At 73.5% G+C, this 15,562-nt stretch carries 13 protein-coding genes; 9 read left to right on the top strand and 4 right to left on the bottom strand.

Annotated elements, in window-relative coordinates; all coding sequences use genetic code 11:
- The first annotated feature begins 320 nt into the window (after positions 1 to 320).
- Positions 321 to 2,309, top strand: a complete 1,989-nt coding sequence (locus ACIBH3_RS28935; RefSeq protein ID WP_396315044.1) for a PASTA domain-containing protein — start codon at positions 321 to 323, stop codon at positions 2,307 to 2,309.
- Positions 2,310 to 2,357: 48 nt separating this feature from the next.
- Here ACIBH3_RS28935 and ACIBH3_RS28930 read toward each other — a convergent pair whose 3' ends face one another.
- A complete protein-coding gene (locus ACIBH3_RS28930; RefSeq protein ID WP_396315043.1) occupies positions 2,358 to 3,002 on the bottom strand; it encodes a pyridoxamine 5'-phosphate oxidase family protein in 645 nt (214 codons plus the stop codon).
- A gap of 160 nt (positions 3,003 to 3,162) precedes the next feature.
- On the opposite strand from ACIBH3_RS28930, the gene ACIBH3_RS28925 reads away from it, so the two are divergent.
- On the top strand, positions 3,163 to 3,768 hold the full coding sequence (locus ACIBH3_RS28925; RefSeq protein ID WP_396315042.1) for a CGNR zinc finger domain-containing protein: 606 nt from the start codon (positions 3,163 to 3,165) through the stop codon (positions 3,766 to 3,768).
- An 89-nt stretch (positions 3,769 to 3,857) separates the two neighbouring features.
- On the opposite strand, the gene ACIBH3_RS28920 is transcribed toward ACIBH3_RS28925, so the two are convergent.
- Positions 3,858 to 4,118: a hypothetical protein gene (locus ACIBH3_RS28920; RefSeq protein WP_396315041.1), complete on the bottom strand. Its 261-nt coding sequence runs from the start codon at positions 4,116 to 4,118 to the stop codon at positions 3,858 to 3,860.
- A gap of 184 nt (positions 4,119 to 4,302) precedes the next feature.
- Positions 4,303 to 5,721, bottom strand: coding sequence for a PLP-dependent aminotransferase family protein (locus ACIBH3_RS28915; protein WP_396315040.1), 1,419 nt, complete (start codon positions 5,719 to 5,721; stop codon positions 4,303 to 4,305).
- Between ACIBH3_RS28915 and ACIBH3_RS28910 the strand changes: the two genes are divergently transcribed.
- The 3 genes from ACIBH3_RS28910 (at position 5,720) to ACIBH3_RS28900 (ending at position 8,934) form a co-directional block, all read left to right on the top strand.
- On the top strand, positions 5,720 to 6,976 hold the full coding sequence (locus ACIBH3_RS28910; RefSeq protein WP_396315039.1) for an aminotransferase class V-fold PLP-dependent enzyme: 1,257 nt from the start codon (positions 5,720 to 5,722) through the stop codon (positions 6,974 to 6,976). The genes ACIBH3_RS28915 and ACIBH3_RS28910 overlap by 2 nt on opposite strands.
- Positions 6,973 to 8,277 (top strand): MFS transporter, encoded by a 1,305-nt coding sequence (locus ACIBH3_RS28905; RefSeq protein ID WP_396315038.1) that lies wholly within the window; start codon positions 6,973 to 6,975, stop codon positions 8,275 to 8,277. The genes ACIBH3_RS28910 and ACIBH3_RS28905 overlap by 4 nt, the downstream gene beginning before the upstream one ends.
- 126 nt (positions 8,278 to 8,403) lie before the next feature.
- On the top strand, positions 8,404 to 8,934 hold the full coding sequence (locus ACIBH3_RS28900; RefSeq protein ID WP_396315037.1) for a GNAT family N-acetyltransferase: 531 nt from the start codon (positions 8,404 to 8,406) through the stop codon (positions 8,932 to 8,934).
- Positions 8,935 to 9,108: 174 nt separating this feature from the next.
- Here ACIBH3_RS28900 and ACIBH3_RS28895 read toward each other — a convergent pair whose 3' ends face one another.
- Positions 9,109 to 9,336 (bottom strand): hypothetical protein, encoded by a 228-nt coding sequence (locus ACIBH3_RS28895; protein ID WP_396315036.1) that lies wholly within the window; start codon positions 9,334 to 9,336, stop codon positions 9,109 to 9,111.
- Between the two features lie 338 nt (positions 9,337 to 9,674).
- Here ACIBH3_RS28895 and ACIBH3_RS28890 point away from each other — a divergent pair, with 338 nt between their 5' ends.
- From ACIBH3_RS28890 to ACIBH3_RS28875, 4 genes are all read left to right on the top strand, one after another.
- Complete coding sequence (locus ACIBH3_RS28890; RefSeq protein ID WP_030918248.1) at positions 9,675 to 9,878, top strand: cold-shock protein; 204 nt, start codon at positions 9,675 to 9,677, stop codon at positions 9,876 to 9,878.
- A gap of 365 nt (positions 9,879 to 10,243) precedes the next feature.
- A complete protein-coding gene (locus ACIBH3_RS28885; RefSeq protein ID WP_396315035.1) occupies positions 10,244 to 11,758 on the top strand; it encodes a DEAD/DEAH box helicase in 1,515 nt (504 codons plus the stop codon).
- Between the two features lie 298 nt (positions 11,759 to 12,056).
- Positions 12,057 to 13,487, top strand: a complete 1,431-nt coding sequence (locus ACIBH3_RS28880; RefSeq protein ID WP_396315034.1) for an acetyl-CoA carboxylase biotin carboxylase subunit family protein — start codon at positions 12,057 to 12,059, stop codon at positions 13,485 to 13,487.
- Positions 13,484 to 15,535, top strand: a complete 2,052-nt coding sequence (locus ACIBH3_RS28875) for a PEP/pyruvate-binding domain-containing protein (protein ID WP_396315033.1) — start codon at positions 13,484 to 13,486, stop codon at positions 15,533 to 15,535. The genes ACIBH3_RS28880 and ACIBH3_RS28875 overlap by 4 nt, the downstream gene beginning before the upstream one ends.
- The last annotated feature ends 27 nt before the right edge of the window (positions 15,536 to 15,562 follow it).

Raw genomic sequence — 15,562 nt, 5'->3', positions numbered from 1 at the left:
CGGTCCTGGTGCGGGGCGCCGCTCGCCGGCTCCCGATCCGCGTGCGGCGGTGCCCGGCCGGGTCGGCGACCGCCCGGCGGTGCGGGTGCGGGGCGGCGGCGGCCGGATTTCGCGATGGAATCCGGCCACCCGATCCGGTAGCTTGTGCGCGGCGCGCTGTCATGTTCGGAGCACCGGGCCGCCCGATGACCAGGGGTCAGAGGCCCGCTACCGACGGCGGCCGTGACGTCCGGGGCGACCCCGGCGAGTCCCCGGCGATCGACGCAGGGGCCGAGGCACGCGCGGATCCGGGGCGCGGCCGGGGGAGAGAGGCGTTGGGGATGGACATCGGGGAGACTGCGCGGCCGGACGCGGGGGCGGCGTCCCGCACGGTCGGGGGCCGCTACGTGCTTCACGAGCCGCTCGGCGAGGGCGGTATGGCGTCCGTCCACCGGGCGCACGACCCGGTGCTGGGCCGCGCGGTGGCGGTGAAGCTCCTGCACGCGGAGCTGGCCCGCGACCCGTCCTTCCGCGAGCGGTTCCGCCGCGAGGCCCAGGCCGTCGCCGCGCTCAACCACCCCGGCATCGTGGCGGTCCACGACAGCGGCGAGGACGCGGACGAGACCGGCGTCCTGCAGTACATCGTGCTGGAGTACGTCCGGGGCCGGCCGCTGACCGCACTCCTCCGGGAGGCCGCGTCGGCCTCGGCCGACGCGTCCGGGACGGCGTCCGCCTCGGGTGCCCGCCGCGGCGTACTGGCCCTGGACCACGCGCTGGAGCTGACCGCGTCCGTACTGGACGCGCTGGCCTTCAGCCACCGGCAGGGCGTGGTGCACCGCGACATCAAGCCCGCCAACGTGATGGTGACGGGCGAGGGCACCGTCAAGGTGATGGACTTCGGCATCGCCCGCGCCCTGCAGTCCGGTGCCACCGCGATGACCCGCACCGGTACGGTGCTCGGCACGCCCCAGTACCTCTCCCCGGAGCAGGCCCTGGGCCGGCCCGCCGACGCCCGCTCCGACCTCTACTCGGTCGGCTGCATGCTCTTCGAACTGACCACCGGAGAGGTGCCGTTCGCCGGCGAGTCCACCCTCGGGGTGCTGTACCAGCACGTCCAGCAGGCCCCGCCGGTGCCGTCCGAGGTCAACCCGGCGCTGCCGCCGGCCCTCGACGCCGTGCTGGCCCGCGCCCTGAGCAAGGACCCCGCCGACCGCTACCCGGACGCCGAGGCCATGGCGGCCGACCTGCGCCGGATCACGACGGGCGAGGCCCGCACCGAGCAGCTGCGCCCGGCCGGTCCGCCCCCGCACGAGGCCCCGACCATGACGGCCGGCCAGGCCCGCACCCGGTCGCTGCCCCCGCAGGACCCCCCGTACGAGGGCGCCCCGGTCGCCGGCCTCCACATCACGCTGCCGCCCGGTTGGGACGCCGGCGGTCCGCATCGGCGCCGGGCCGGGCGCGTGGCGCTGACCGGCGTCGTGGCCGCCACGGTGCTGACGATCGCCGGCCTCGGGATCGGCCTCGTCGCGCTCCTGCCGCACCTCCCCTTCGGGTTCTCCGGCAGTGCGTCGCGTACCCCGGATCCGCGCGCGACGGGCGCCCTCGCCGGCTGCGCCCCGCTGTCCTGGAACGTCCCGAGCCTGCGCGGCATGTCACCAGCGGAGGCGAGGACCTGCGCCGAGATCGCGGGGCTGAAGCTGGAGGAGGACTCCGCGCCCGGCACCAAGGACGACAAGGACACCGTGCTCAAGCAGGAGCCGGAGGCGTACCGGTCGGTCAAGTCGGGCAGCACGCTGCGGATCTGGGTGTCGGCGGGCGGAGACCCGCGGGCGGTGGGGGAGCTGGCCAACTGTGAGGTGGAGGAGAGCCACGGCAAGGTCTTCAACCGCGGCTTCACGGGCATGACGGCGGCCAAGGCGCGCGAGTGCGCGGACATCGCCCACCTGAAGCTGGAGGAGGCGGGGACCGTCCGGGACAAGCGCACCCCCGCCGGGCAGGTGGCCAGGCAGGAGCCCGGTTCCGAGACGGTCACGGTCGGCAGCACCGTCAAGGTGTGGATCTCCTCCGGCGGTGACCCCCGGGCGACCGGAGCGCTCTCCGACTGTGATGCGGGCGCGCCCGATGGCCGGCCCGAGGTACCGAACCTGGTGTCCATGACGGCCGAGGACGCCCGCGCCTGCGCGGAGATCGCCCACCTGAAGCTGGAGGAGCACACCGTCGCGGACCCGATCTGGGACGCCGGGAAGGTCGCCAAGCAGGAGCCCGGCAGCTTCGCGACGGTCGACCCGGGCAGCACGGTCAAGATCTGGATCTCCTCCGGCAGCCGCTGAGTATCCCGGTTCACCGAGCGCCGCTCACCGCCGGGCACTGCTCACCGCTCACTGCCGACCGCGCCCGGCCCGGCCGTCCGACGCCCCGGCGGCGCGCAGCTGTGCGTTCTCCTGATCCAGCTCCGCGAGCCGCTCCCGCAGCGGCGCGACGGCGCTCTCGACCTCCTCGATGGTGAAGCGTGGGCGGATGTGCTGCCGGCAGTTCCAGTCGTACGCCTCGACGGTGATCACGACGGCGCGCTCGATCCGGGCCCGGTAGTCGCCCGGGGTGAGCGCCTCCAGCAGCTCCGGGCTCGGCGGCTCGACCACCCGGGCCCGCCCGAGGATCTTCAGTCGTGCCTGCCGCGGGTAGTCCATCAGCAGCAGCGCCACCCGGTCGTTGCCCAGCAGGTTGCCGGTGGTGATGTACTGCCGGTTGCCCCGGAAGTCGGCGAACGCGATCGTCCCGGGGTCCAGGACGCGCAGGAAGCCCTCGGGCCCGCCGCGGTGCTGCACGTACGGCCAGCCGTCCTCCCCGACGCTCGCGAGGTAGAACGAGTCCCGCGTGGCGATGAAGTCGGCCTCGGCCTCGCTGAGCCGGTCCGGCACCGGCGGCCCCTGCTCCAGCCGGGCGTAGGCGTCGCGGCTGTGGTGCTGCTCCTGCCGGGAGCGAACGGATTCGGTGAACGCGAGCTGGGCGAAGCGGCTGGTCATCGTGGTCTCCGGGGTGGGTCGGCGCGGGTGGCTCCGGGCCTTCGCTCAGGCTCGGGCGGGGGACGGGCCTCTACCCATTCTCACGGTTGCTGATTGATTCTGACGTTAGAAGCATGGCACTCGCTTCTAACGGATGCAAGGCGTGATTACCATCAGGATGATGAAGGACGTGAAGGTGGACGCATTGGAGGGCGGCGGCGCGCCGGCGCTGGGTGAACCGCTGCCGATCGAGCTGGCCAACGCGACGTACGCGGTCCGGGGCCGCCTGGTCGACGGCCTGCAGAGCGTCGAGCAGGCCGCCGCATGGTTCCGCGACCACCGGGGCCGCTTCGCCGAGCCGATCGCGGACACGGACCTGCTGGCGGCCGGCCCGAGCGAGCTCGCCGCCGTCCGGGCGCTGCGGGACGCCATCCGGGAGCTCGCGGCCGTGGCGGTGAGGGGCGGACCGCCGCCGCGGGCCGCGGTGGCGGAGGTCAACCGGCAGGTCCGCTCCGCCGCCCGCTGGCGTGAGCTGAGCTGGGAGGCAGGGCCGCAGTCACTGGCCCGCAGTGCGGCCGCACCCGTGACCACCGCACTCGCCGAGATCGCCGAGGCGGCCGTCGACCTCTTCGGCGGGGACGCGGTCGGCCTGCTGCGGGCCTGCCAGGCGCCGGGCTGCGTGCTGTACTTCGTCAAGGACCACCCGCGCCGCGAGTGGTGTTCCGCCGCCTGCGGCACCCGCGCCCGGGCCGCCCGCCACTACGAGCGGACCAAGCAGGCCCGCTGAGCCCCGGGCGGGATCCCGGCCCTCTCCTGTCCGCGCCCCCTCCCGTCCACGCCCCCTCCCGTCCACGCCCCCGCCGGGCGCCGCCCGCGCTACGCCTCGACGTACGCGACCAGGACGACCGTGCCGAGCACCGTCGCCACGTAGAGGATCCGGACGCCGTCCTTCGCGTACTCGCGCACCGGGCTGTCGGGGCGGCGCTGGATGCCGGCGTGCGGTTCGAAGGAGAGCCGGACCAGATGCGGGTCGAGCCGGGCCAGCGTCGCCTGGTCCATCGCGGCCACCTGCTGCTCGGCCGTCCCGTGCAGGATGATCTCGGCGCGCCGCCGGGCGTCCGAGTGCTTGGGCGACACGATGCTCTCCCGCTCTGTGCCCGGCTGGGCTCCGCTTCGGCCCGGGGCCGCCGGTCGGCGGCAGCACATGCCGGCGTCGGTGCTCCGGCCCCGGGGTGGGTCGCCTCCGAGGCTAGCGCAGTCGCCGTCCCGGCCTTGCCCGGACCGCCGGTTGACCCGTCCCCGGTGTCATTGCGCCCGGAGGTCACCCGTCGGCCTTCCTCAGGTCCGCTGCCGCCAGGGCGAGCCGGCGCGCGCCCTCGGCGAGTTCGGGGACGTCGGCGGCGGCCGCGAAGCCCAGCCGCAGGTAGCTGCCCGGCGCCTCGGCCGGGAAGTGGCGCAGCCCGGAGTTCACCGCCACGCCGCGCGCCCGGGCCGCCGCCGCGACGGCGGAGTCCGCCTGCCCGGGCGGGAGTTGGAGCCACAGGTGCAGGCCGCCGCCCGGCACCCCGGTGAGCGTCCAGTCGGGCAGTTCGCGGGCCAGGGCGTCGGCCAGCACCGCGCAGCGCTCCCGCAGCGCCGTGGACAGCGCGCGCAGATGCCGGTCCCAGGCGGGTGTGCTGAGCAGTTCCACGGCCGCCTCCTGAAGGGGCCGGGCGATGAAGAAGTCGTCCACCAGCCGCATCCCGAGCAGCCGGCGCATCACCGGCCCGCGGGCGACCACCGCCGCGATGCGCAGGCTCGGGGAGGCGGGCTTGGTCAGCGACGTCAGGTGGACCACCGTCCCGTCCTGGTCATCGGCGACCAGCGGGCGGGGCAGTGGCCGGCCGTGGCCGAGGTGGCGGGCGAAGTCGTCCTCGATCAGGAAGGCCCCGGCGGCGCGCGCCACGTCCAGCACCTGCCGGCGGCGGGCGGGGGCCAGTACCGTGCCGGTCGGGTTGTGGAAGGTGGGCTGGCAGTACAGCAGCCGGGCGCCGGTCATGGCGAACGCGTCGGCCAGCAGGTCGGGCCGGATGCCCTCGCCGTCCATCGGCACCGGCACCGGGCGCAGGCCCGCCGCGCGGGCGGCGGCCAACGCGCCGGGGTAGGTGGGGGATTCCACCAGGACGGGGCTGCCCGGCGCGGCCAGTCCACGGAACACCATGGAGAGCGCGCCCTGGCCGCCCCCGGCGATCAGCACGTCCTCCGGGCCGACGTCGCCGCCGGCCAGCCGGGCGAAGATGGCGCGCAACGGGGCGAGGCCCGCCGTCGGGGCCCGGTGCCACGCGTCCGGGCGGCGGGCCGCGCGGGCCAGGGCCGCACCCAGCGCCCGGGTCGGCTGGAGGGACTCGTGCAGGTAGCCGCCGGCCATCGCGACCACACCGGCCGGGGCCGGATCCGCGGGACCCTCCACCGGGAGGGTGTCGAAGTCCCGCCCGGCCAGGGCCACCGCCTGCCAGGACAGGTCCGCCGTGCCCGCGCCCGGCCTGGCCCGGCGGGGTGCCACGAACGTGCCGCTGCCGGGGCGGGTCACCACCGCGCCCTCGGCGGCCAGCAGCGCGAACGCCCGCGCCACCGTGACCGGACTGACAGAGTGACGTGCGGTCAGATCCCGGCTGCTGGGCAGCCTTTCGCCGGGCGAGAGCCGGGCGATCTCGGTGCGGAGGATGGCTGCCAGCGCCTCAGTACTGCTACTCTCGGACATGAGGACACAGAGTAGCGCTTCTGACGCAAGCCGGGAACCGCTTCCCGCCGGCATCGATCTCGCGGCACTGCGGGCCGACACACCCGGCTGCGACTCCGTCATCCACTTCAACAACGCCGGCTGCGGTCTGCTCGCCCGCCCCGTACTCCGGACGATGCTGGACCACCTCCAGCTGGAGGCCGCCATCGGCGGTTACGAGGCATCCGCGGCGCGCGAGATTCAGGTCGGCGACTTCTATGCGGCCGTTGCCGAGCTCATCAACACCGCGCCGGGGAACATCGCCTTCGCGGGCAGCGCCACCCACGCCTACACCAAGGCGCTGTCGGCCATCGACTTCCTGCGCGGCGACGTCATCCTGACCACCCGTAACGACTTCATCTCCAACCAGATCGCCTTCCTCGCGCTGCGCAAGCGGCTCGGGGTCGAGATCGTGCACGCCCCCGACCACCCCGACGGCAGCGGCGTCGACGTGGCCGCGATGGCCGCGCTGATGCGATCACGGCGCCCGCGCCTGGTGGCCGCCACGCACATACCCACCAACTCCGGGCTCGTCCAGCCGGTCGCCGAGATCGGACGCCACTGCCGTGAACTCGACCTGCTGTACCTCGTCGACGCCTGCCAGTCGGTGGGCCAGTACGAGCTGGACGTCGAGGAGATCGGCTGCGACCTGCTGACCGCGACCTGCCGCAAGTTCCTGCGCGGGCCCCGTGGTTCGGGCTTCCTCTACGTGTCCGACCGGATCCTGCGGGAGGGCTACGAGCCGCTGTTCATCGACATGTACGGCGCCCGCTGGGTCGAGCCCGACCGCTACCGGCCGGTCGACAGCGCGGCCCGCTTCGAGGAGTGGGAGTTCCCCTACGCGACCGTCCTCGGCTGCGCCGCCGCGGCGCGCTACGCGCTGGCGGTGGGGCAGGCGGCGATCGCCCGCCGCACCCCCGCCCTGGCCGCTCGGCTGCGCGAGGGGCTGGCCGCCGTACCGGGCGTGCGCGTCCTGGACCGCGGCCCGGCACCGGCCGCACTCGTCACCTTCGAGATCGCCGGCTGGCAGGCGCAGCCGTTCAAGCGGGCGGTGGACGCCCGCGGCATCAACTCCGCCCTGAGCCTGCGCGAGTTCGCGCAGTACGACTTCGCGGACAAGGACGTCGACTGGTGCCTGCGCCTGTCGCCGCACTACTACAACACCGAGGAGGAGGTGGACGCGGTCGCCGACACCGTCGCCGAGCTCGCCCGCCGCGCGCCCGGGGGCAACCGGTGACCCAGGCATCACTGCGCAGCACGGCGGCGGCCACCACCACGTCACCCGGAAGCCTCTGGCGCAACCGCGACTTCCTCACCTTCTGGCTCGGCGAGACGGTGTCGCTGCTCGGCACCCAGGTGACCAACCTCGCGCTGCCGCTGACCGCCATCCGCGCCTTCGACGCGAGCGACGAGCAGGTCGGGCTCCTGAGGTTCGTCCAGCTCGCGCCCTATCTCGGGCTCGCCCTGGTCTTCGGGGTCTGGGTCGACCGGGTCCGGCGGCGGCGGGTCATGCTGGCCGCCAACCTGGCCCGGCTGGTCCTGCTGGCGCTGGTGCCCGTCCTGTACTGGTCGCACGCGCTCGGCATGACCACCCTGCTGGTCGTCGCGGGCACCGTCGGGATCGCCTCGGTGCTCTTCGACGTGAGCTGGATGTCCTACGTGCCCACCGTGGTGCGCAACCCCGGGCACTACGTCGAGGCCAGCGCCAAGATGGGCGTCAGCTCCTCCTCGGCGGACGTCGCCGGGCCCGGCCTCGCCGGCATGCTGGTGTCGGCGCTCGGGGCGCCGGTGGCGCTGATCGTCGACGCCTGCTCCTACGCCGTCTCCGTCGCCTCCCTGCTGCTGATCCGCACCCCGGAGCCGCGCCCGCGGCCGGCCGAGCGGCGGCACGTGCTGACGGAACTGCGCGAGGGCCTGCGCTGGGTCCTGGGGGACCGCATCCTGCGGGCGCTGGCCCTGGTCGGGTTCTGCTGCAACTTCTCGCTGGTCACGGTGTGGACGATGTTCCTGCTCCACGGCACGCGCGACCTCGGGCTCGCCCCGGCGACCATCGGCGGCGTCTTCGCGACGGCCTCGGTCGGCGGGCTGGTCGGCGCGCTGATCTCCGGGCGGGTGATCAGACGGTTCCCGCTGGGGCGGGTCTACCTGGTCGCCCAGTCGGCGTTGCTACTCGGTCCGACCCTGATCGCCGCGGCGGCAGGGCCGAGGCCGGTGCTGATCGCCATGTTCGTCCTGTCGTTCTTCGTCAGCTACCTGGGCCTGGGCGTCGCGGGCGTGATCATCGTCAGTCTGCGCCAGACCAGCACCCCGCAGTCGATGATGGGGCGGATGACCGCGGTGTTCCGGACGCTGCTCTTCGGCGGTGGCGCCCTCGGCGGTCTGGCCGCCGGCCTGCTCGCCGGGTGGCTCGGTCCGCGCGGTGCGCTGACCGTGGCCGCGATCGGCTCCGCGATCGCCGTGGCCGGGCTGATCGTCTCACCGGTCAGCCGGCTGCGCGCCCTGCCGGCGGCTGTGAGCGAGCAGGCGCCGGCAGGTTAGCGGCGCCGGCCCGGTTCCCCGGCGCTCGGGTCGGGGGTGCTGGGCGGAGCAGCCCAGGGAGGCGCGAGCGGCCCGCAGCGGGCACCGATTACCGCGGTGGCTCCCATCTCGGACAGGATGGGGCGTATGACCGAGATTCGTACGCCCCGACTCATTCTCCGCCGCTGGCAGGAGGAAGACCTCGCCGCCATGGCGGAGATCAACTCGGACCCGGAGGTCATGCGCTGGATCGACGACGGTTCGGTACTCGACCTGGACGGGACGGCGGAGGCGATCGAGCGCTGGGAGGAGGAGTGGGACGAGGAGGGCTTCGGGCTCTTCGCCGTGGAGATCCAGGCCTCCGGTGAGCTCGCCGGGTTCGCCGGTCTCTCGGTGCCCGAGTTCCTGCCCGAGGTGCTGCCGGACGTGGAGATCGCCTGGCGGCTCGGCCGGCCGTTCTGGGGGCAGGGCTACGCCTCCGAAGCCGCCCACGCCGCACTGGAGTTCGCCCTCGAGGACCGCGGCCTGGACCGGGTGGTCAGCATCGCCCGCCTCGGCAACGAGGCCTCCGAGAACGTGATGCGCAAGCTCGGTATGGAGCTGGAGCGCGAGACGACCCACCCGGAGTACGGCTTCCCGCTGCGGGTGTACGGCATCGATCTCACCCAGTACGCCTGAGCCGAGTACGCGTCAACTCGGCACGTCCGAGGGGGCGTTGTTGCGCACCGAAGCTCCCGGTCGGCCCGGTCAGGGGGCCGGCCGGGAGCTCCGGGGGTCGAGCCTCAGGGCCTTCGGGGCCGCCAGGACCTCAAGGACCCCAAAGGCCCCAAGAGTCTGAGGTGCCGCGAGGTCTCAGAGTCGGAAGAGCTTGGCGAAGGGCCGGGTGATCCGCTCCTGGCGTGCGCCGAAGTCGACCAGCACGGCGATCTCGCCGTCACCCTCGACGCTGATCGCGCGGCCGAGACCGTACTCGTCGTGTGACACGCGGTCTCCGACGGCGAACTGCTTGAGCGGTGCTGGAGCCGCGGTTCGGAACGGGCTGGTGGGCAGGGGGCGCCGTGGTGCAGGTGAGTTCGTCATCGTTGCCAGTATGCGCCCAATCCGGCGCGGCCGGGGCCGCGCGCGGGGCATCGCGCTCCGGGGCGGCGCCCCACCGGGAGTGGCCGGCGTGGGTCCGGCGGGAGTCCCGGCAGCGGCGGGTGCGGGAAGGTCGGCGGACGGAAATCCCCCGTTCCCGCTCCGACCCTGCTACAGTCGACTCAGTTGCAGTTGTGGTTCCCATGAACTTTGTGTGCGCCTGCTGATTGACCGCAGGCGCATTTTCTGTTTCCCGGTAGTTTCCCGGGCGGGTCCTCATCGCGGCGACGCGGAGTCCGTACAGTGCGGATTTCGGACAGCCCCTTGAAGGAGATTTCTTAATGGCTAATGGCACCGTGAAGTGGTTCAACGCGGAAAAGGGCTTCGGCTTCATCGAGCAGGAGGGTGGCGGCCCGGACGTCTTCGCCCACTACTCGAACATCAACGCCAACGGCTTCCGTGAGCTGCTTGAGGGCCAGAAGGTCGAGTTCGACGTCACGCAGGGCCAGAAGGGCCCGCAGGCCGAGAACATTCGCCCGCTGTAGTTCATCTGCCACGGCACCCGCCCAGCAGCAGGGGCCCGCACCGCGTACACGCTCGGTGCGGGCCCCTGGCGTTTGCCGGCACGCACAATTCCGGCCCCTGACGGTCATGGTCCCGCCACCGGTGACCGCCGCCCGCGATCCGCTCGGCGCCGCGTCCGAATCGATGCCCCCCGCCGTGAGCATTCGCGTCCTGGGTATTCACCCCCCCCTGCTCCGGTGAGCGCCGACCACGGGCGGCGTGTCCGTACGGCTGTGCCGTCCACGCCCCCGCACCCCCCATTTCTGGCTCGTTCCTGCGTGCTCTGTGCCGGCCCTCGTGCCGCGGAGTCCTTCTGGCGACGCGCCGTCCGAGGAAGGTTCTTCGCATGACTCGATCCAGTCGTTCTTCGTACCGAGGCACTGCTTCCCGCTCCGGCGGATCCGCCGGAGCGCGTGCGGGTGGCAGCGCCGCCGGGGCTCGCGCAGGTGGCGGCCGGCGCCCCTCCGGTGGGCGGGAGCGTCAGATCGGCGCCGCACGGAGCGAGTTCGCGCTGCCCGTCAGTACCACGCCGGCGCTCGCGGCCGTCGAGTCGTTCGACGAGCTGGACATGCCCAAGGCGCTGCTCTCGATGCTGACCCGGCAGGGCGTCACCTCGCCGTTCCCGATCCAGGCCGCGACCCTGCCCAACTCGCTGGCCGGGCGCGACGTGCTCGGCCGGGGGCGGACCGGCTCCGGCAAGACCATCGCCTTCGGCCTGGCCGTGCTGGCCCGTACCGCCGGTCGCCGCGCCGAGCCGGGACGCCCGCTCGCGCTGGTGCTGGTCCCGACGCGTGAACTCGCCCAGCAGGTCACCGATGCGCTCACGCCGTACGCCCACTCGGTGCGGCTGAAGCTGGCGACCGTGGTCGGCGGCACGTCGATCGGTCGGCAGGCCCAGGCGCTCGGCCGCGGTGCCGAGGTCGTGGTCGCCACCCCGGGGCGGCTCAAGGACCTGATCCAGCGCGGCGACTGCCGGCTCGACGAGGTCGGTATCACCGTCCTGGACGAGGCCGACCAGATGGCCGACATGGGCTTCCTGCCGCAGGTCACCGAACTGCTGGAGCAGGTCGCCCCGGACAGCCAGACGATGCTGTTCTCCGCGACCCTGGACCGCAACGTCGACCGGCTGGTCCGGCGCTTCCTGAACGACCCGGTCACCCACTCGGTGGACCCGTCGGCGGGCGCCGTCAGCACCATGGAGCACCACGTGCTCCATGTCCAGAACTCCGACAAGCGCGCCGCGATCGCGCACATCGCCTCCCGCGACGGCGGCGTGATCATGTTCATCGACACCAAGCACGGCGCCGACCGGGTGGTGGAGGAGCTGCTGGCCAGCGGGGTGAAGGCGGCCGCGCTGCACGGCGGCAAGTCCCAGCCGCAGCGCACCCGCACCCTGGAGCAGTTCCGCACCGGTGAGGTCACCGCGCTCATCGCCACCAACGTCGCCGCCCGCGGTATCCACATCGACGGCCTCGACCTGGTCGTCAACCTCGACCCGCCGAGCGACCACAAGGACTACCTGCACCGCGGCGGGCGCACCGCCCGGGCCGGTGAGTCCGGCACCGTCGTCACCCTCGTCCTGCCCAACCAGCGCCGGGAGATGGCCCGGATGATGGTGACCGCCGGCATCACCCCCAACTCGGCGCGGGTGCACTCCGCCGACGAGGAGCTCGCGCGCATCACCGGCGCCCGGGTGCCCACGGGCGTGCCCGTCGTGGTGCCCAACCCGGTGGTGGAGCGCCCCCGTCGCAGTGCCGGCGCGTCCGGCCGCGGCCGCCGTCCGGCCCACACCGGCCGCAAGCCCCAGGCCGGTGGCGGCTCCCGGAGCGGATCCCCGCGCCGCATCGCGCTCGCCGCGTAGCGCGGGCGGCGGGCCCTGCCCGTCCCGTCCGCGCCGGAATCGCGCGCGCCGAACGCCCGGCCGACCATGTGTCGGCCGGGCGTTCGTCATGTGCACGGCACTCGATCCAAACCTCCGTACGGGAGGGGTTGTTTGGCATTCGCCAAAGTGTGCGACGGCCCACCCGGGCACTTCGTCACCCTCCGTCGTGGTTCGGTTGCTGATGTCACCGCAGCCGAGGGCGTGTCAGGCGGACCGGAGCCGGTGGTGGCCGATGTCGCGGGCCCGTTGTCGTGCCCGCCCAACGCCGAGGAGCGATATGAGCGCCATCCTGTTCGTCCACGCCAGGGGAGGGCCGCCCCTGGACTACGCGCTGCCGCGGATCGCCGCGCACGCCGAGGTCCACGTGCTGGCGCTCGCACCGCTGCCGCTGGTCACCGCGGAGACCTGGCGGCCGTACTGCGCCTCGGTCACCGAGGCGGTGCCGTCGGACGGCGAGGCCCTGGTCGAGCTGATCCGCTCCCACGCCGAACGCCTCGCGGCCCGGGCGGTGCTGACCTTCTCCGAGTACGCGGTGGTCGCCGTCGCCCGCGCCTGTGAGCGGCTGGGGCTGGCCGGCGCGGGCGCCCGGGTGGAGGCGGCCCGCGACAAGCGCCTGATGCGGCGCACCTGGCGCGACGCCGGAGTGCCCGTACCGGGCTTCGCGGAGATCCACCGTGCTGCCGACATCGACAAGGCCTTCGAGCGGCTGACCCCGCCGCTGCTGCTGAAGGCGGCCTGGAGCGCCGGCTCCACCGCCCACCTCACCGTCCACGACCGGGACGAGGCGCTGCGCGCCTGGCAGCTCGGCCGGGATGTCATGGCGGCCTCGGCCGAGGACGGGTACGCCGAACTGCACTCCGCCGACGAGGGGGTGAGTGACTTCCTGCTGGAGGAGATCGTCACCGCGAGCGCCCGGGACTGGTTCCCCGGCCCGGGCTGGGGCGACTACGTCAGCGTGGAGGGCATCGTCGCCGACGGCGTCTACCACCCGATCTGCATCACGGGCCGGCTGCCCACCATTCCCCCCTTCACCGAGCGCGCGAGCATAGCCCCGGCCGAACTGCCCGAGGCCTTGCAGCGCCGGATCGAGGAGGTGTCCCGCGCGGCGGTCGACGCCCTGGGCCTGGGGACCTGCGCCACCCACACCGAGATCAAGCTCGCGCCGGGCGGCCGGGACATGTGGCTGATCGAGACCGCGGCCCGCTTCGGGGGAGTGATGACGACCCGCCAGGTCGAGGCGGTGTTCGGCCTCGACATGATCGGCATGCTCACCCGCCAGCTGCTCGGCCGGCCCGTGGCGTACCCGCACCGGATGCTCACCGCGCCCGGTAGCGACGGCCCCGGCGCCCAGGCACCCGGCACCGACGGCGCCGTCGCCGCCCGGCCGGGCGCGGCCGGATCCCTGGTGATCCTCGCGGCGGACCCGCTCGGCGAGCCGTGGACGCGGCTGCCGGTGTGGGACTTCGACGCCGTCGAGTGGAGTGAGCTGCTCGGCCCCGGCTCCACCATCGAGCTGGTGCACGAGCGCAGCCTGCCGGTCGGCACGCCGATGCCCGCCTACCGCCAGGCCGAGGGCGCCAACACCATGGCGGCCCTGTGCTTCCTCACCGCCGAGTCCGCCCCCGCCCTGCTCGCGGACTGCGCGCGCATCATCGAGGCCCTCCCCAAGGCCCTCACCGCCCACCTCTCGACGGGTCAGGCCCAGTGAACGCCCACGACATCGACGACCAGCAGTCCACGCCGAGTTCGGCCCCGCACGGCGCGGTGGTCGGCGCGCGCCTGACCCTGCCCCTGTTCGAGCAGCTCTGCGGCATGCTCGGCGGCCACCCGTACGTGAAGATCGTGGTGGACCGGCAGCGGGAGGTCTGGCACGTCCTCGACAGCGCCGTCCACTCCTTCCACGTCAACTACATCGCCACCGAGATCAACGGCCTGACCCTGGAGGAGCTCGACGCCGACCTCGACGGCTTCAACCACAGCGTCTACCAGGACCCGGCACGACGCTTCCTGCTCGGCGTCCTCTCGCTGCACTCCGGTCGCCGGGCGCCCGGGCAGGGGTCCGGCCAGGACTCGGGCCGGGGCTCCGGTCAGGGCCAGCCGTTCATGGTGCTGGAGACGACCGAGGCCGACACCATGGGCGCCGACCTGCTGACGGAGTTCCACGCCTTCGTGCGCCGCCACCTGGACGAGGCGCTGGCGCTGCTGGTCAAGCCGGCCAACCACACCCAGGAGAACGCCCTCGCGGCGGTGCCCGACACCGTACTGCCCCGCACCAGGGGGGACGAGCTCTTCGCCGCGAGGCCCTTCGTCCCGCTCACCCTCGGCTCGGCGCTGGGCCGCCTGCGCGCGTTCGCCGGCATCGAGGAGTACCGGGACGCGCGGGCCGGCCTCGCCTGGTACGACATCGTGGCCATGCCGGTCGTCCCCGACGACATCCCCAGGCTGGCCGGCCTGCTCAACGCCGAGCCCACCACCCCGCTGTCGCACACCAACATGCTGGCCGCCGGCTGGGGGATACCCAACGCCATCGTGCGCGGCGTCCTGGAGCGGATCGGCGAGGAGAAGCTCGACGGCTGCTGGATCCGCTACGACGTGACCACCGACGGCGTCACGATCGAGCCGGTCGAGGAGCCCGCGGACCTCACCCAGCCCGTCTGGCACACCCAGCGCATCCGGCTCGACGCGCCCCGGGTGGAGGACGTGCCGATCGTGCCGCTCTCGCAGCTGCGCGCCGGGGACCGCCGCGGTTACGGCACCAAGGCCGCCAACCTCGGCGAGCTCCACCACGTGCTGCGACACGGATCCGCCCGGCTCACCGGCTACTACTCCGTCCCCCGCGCCCCGCGCCCCGACCTGCTGGGCCACCTGGCCGGGCAGCTGGAGGCGCCGGAGCACGGCGACCTCACCCAGGCGGCGGCCGACTTCCTGTCCCGTCACGTCAGCGCGCCCGAGGGCATCGCGGTGCCGTTCGCCGTCCAGCAGCGCTTCCTGGACTCCTCCCGCGCCGTGCAGCAGAGCATCGGCAAGCTCAAGATGGCGCTCGAACTCGGCGCGATGGACGCCGTCGACTCGGTCTGCGTCCAGCTCCAGCACCTCGTGGTCGCCACCCCGGTACCCGAGGACCTGATCCGCGCCCTGGACACCCATGTGGTCAGGCACCTCGCCGGAGCGGACCGCCTCGCCGTCCGCTCGTCCTCCAACGCCGAGGACCTGCCCGGCTTCTCCGCCGCGGGCATCTACGAGTCGCACACCAAGGTCACCGACCTGCCGGGCCTGCTCGACGCGATCCGGCAGGTGTGGGCCTCGCTGCTCTCCCCGCGCAGCGTCCGACTGCGTCACCAGGCCGGGATCTCGCTGGACGACACCTTCATGGGCGTGATCATCCAGCGGTACGAGCCCTCTCCGCTCGGCGGGGTCATGGTCACCTGCAACCCGACCAACCGGGCCGACTTCCGCAACGTGTACCTCAACTGCACCCTGGGCTCGACCTCCGCGGTCGTCGACGGCACCACCCTGCCGATGCAGTACCTCTACAACACCGTGGAGGGCGGCGGGCGCACCATCTCGCTCGGCGCCGCCGAGCAGGACCTGGACCAGGAGACCCGGGCCCAGCTGGGACGCCTCGCGCTGGCCGGGCGCCTGCTGCAGTCGCACTTCGCCACCGACTACACCTTCGCCGCGCCGCTGGACGTCGAGTGGCTGCTCGCCCCGGGCGGCCGGGTGCACCTGCTGCAACTGCGGCCGTACAACGGCTGAGCGCACCACCGGTCGGCGGCGCTACCG

The organism is Kitasatospora sp. NPDC050543 (genome assembly GCF_044457565.1).
Lineage (GTDB): Bacteria > Actinomycetota > Actinomycetes > Streptomycetales > Streptomycetaceae > Kitasatospora.
The sequence above is the reverse complement of the archived record's forward strand: the minus strand, read 5'-3'. Positions and strand labels throughout refer to the sequence as shown.

Excerpts from the sequence above, each read along its gene's own strand:
- ACIBH3_RS28880 (WP_396315034.1), top strand. The coding sequence starts at position 12,057 with ATGAGCGCCATCCTGTTCGTCCACGCCAGGGGAGGGCCGCCCCTGGAC.
- ACIBH3_RS28935 (WP_396315044.1), top strand. The coding sequence starts at position 321 with ATGGACATCGGGGAGACTGCGCGGCCGGACGCGGGGGCGGCGTCCCGC.
- ACIBH3_RS28925 (WP_396315042.1), top strand. The coding sequence starts at position 3,163 with ATGAAGGACGTGAAGGTGGACGCATTGGAGGGCGGCGGCGCGCCGGCG.
- ACIBH3_RS28910 (WP_396315039.1), top strand. The coding sequence starts at position 5,720 with ATGAGGACACAGAGTAGCGCTTCTGACGCAAGCCGGGAACCGCTTCCC.
- ACIBH3_RS28900 (WP_396315037.1), top strand. The coding sequence starts at position 8,404 with ATGACCGAGATTCGTACGCCCCGACTCATTCTCCGCCGCTGGCAGGAG.
- ACIBH3_RS28890 (WP_030918248.1), top strand. The coding sequence starts at position 9,675 with ATGGCTAATGGCACCGTGAAGTGGTTCAACGCGGAAAAGGGCTTCGGC.
- ACIBH3_RS28930 (WP_396315043.1), bottom strand. The coding sequence starts at position 3,002 with ATGACCAGCCGCTTCGCCCAGCTCGCGTTCACCGAATCCGTTCGCTCC.
- ACIBH3_RS28895 (WP_396315036.1), bottom strand. The coding sequence starts at position 9,336 with ATGACGAACTCACCTGCACCACGGCGCCCCCTGCCCACCAGCCCGTTC.
- ACIBH3_RS28915 (WP_396315040.1), bottom strand. The coding sequence starts at position 5,721 with ATGTCCGAGAGTAGCAGTACTGAGGCGCTGGCAGCCATCCTCCGCACC.
- ACIBH3_RS28885 (WP_396315035.1), top strand. The coding sequence starts at position 10,244 with ATGACTCGATCCAGTCGTTCTTCGTACCGAGGCACTGCTTCCCGCTCC.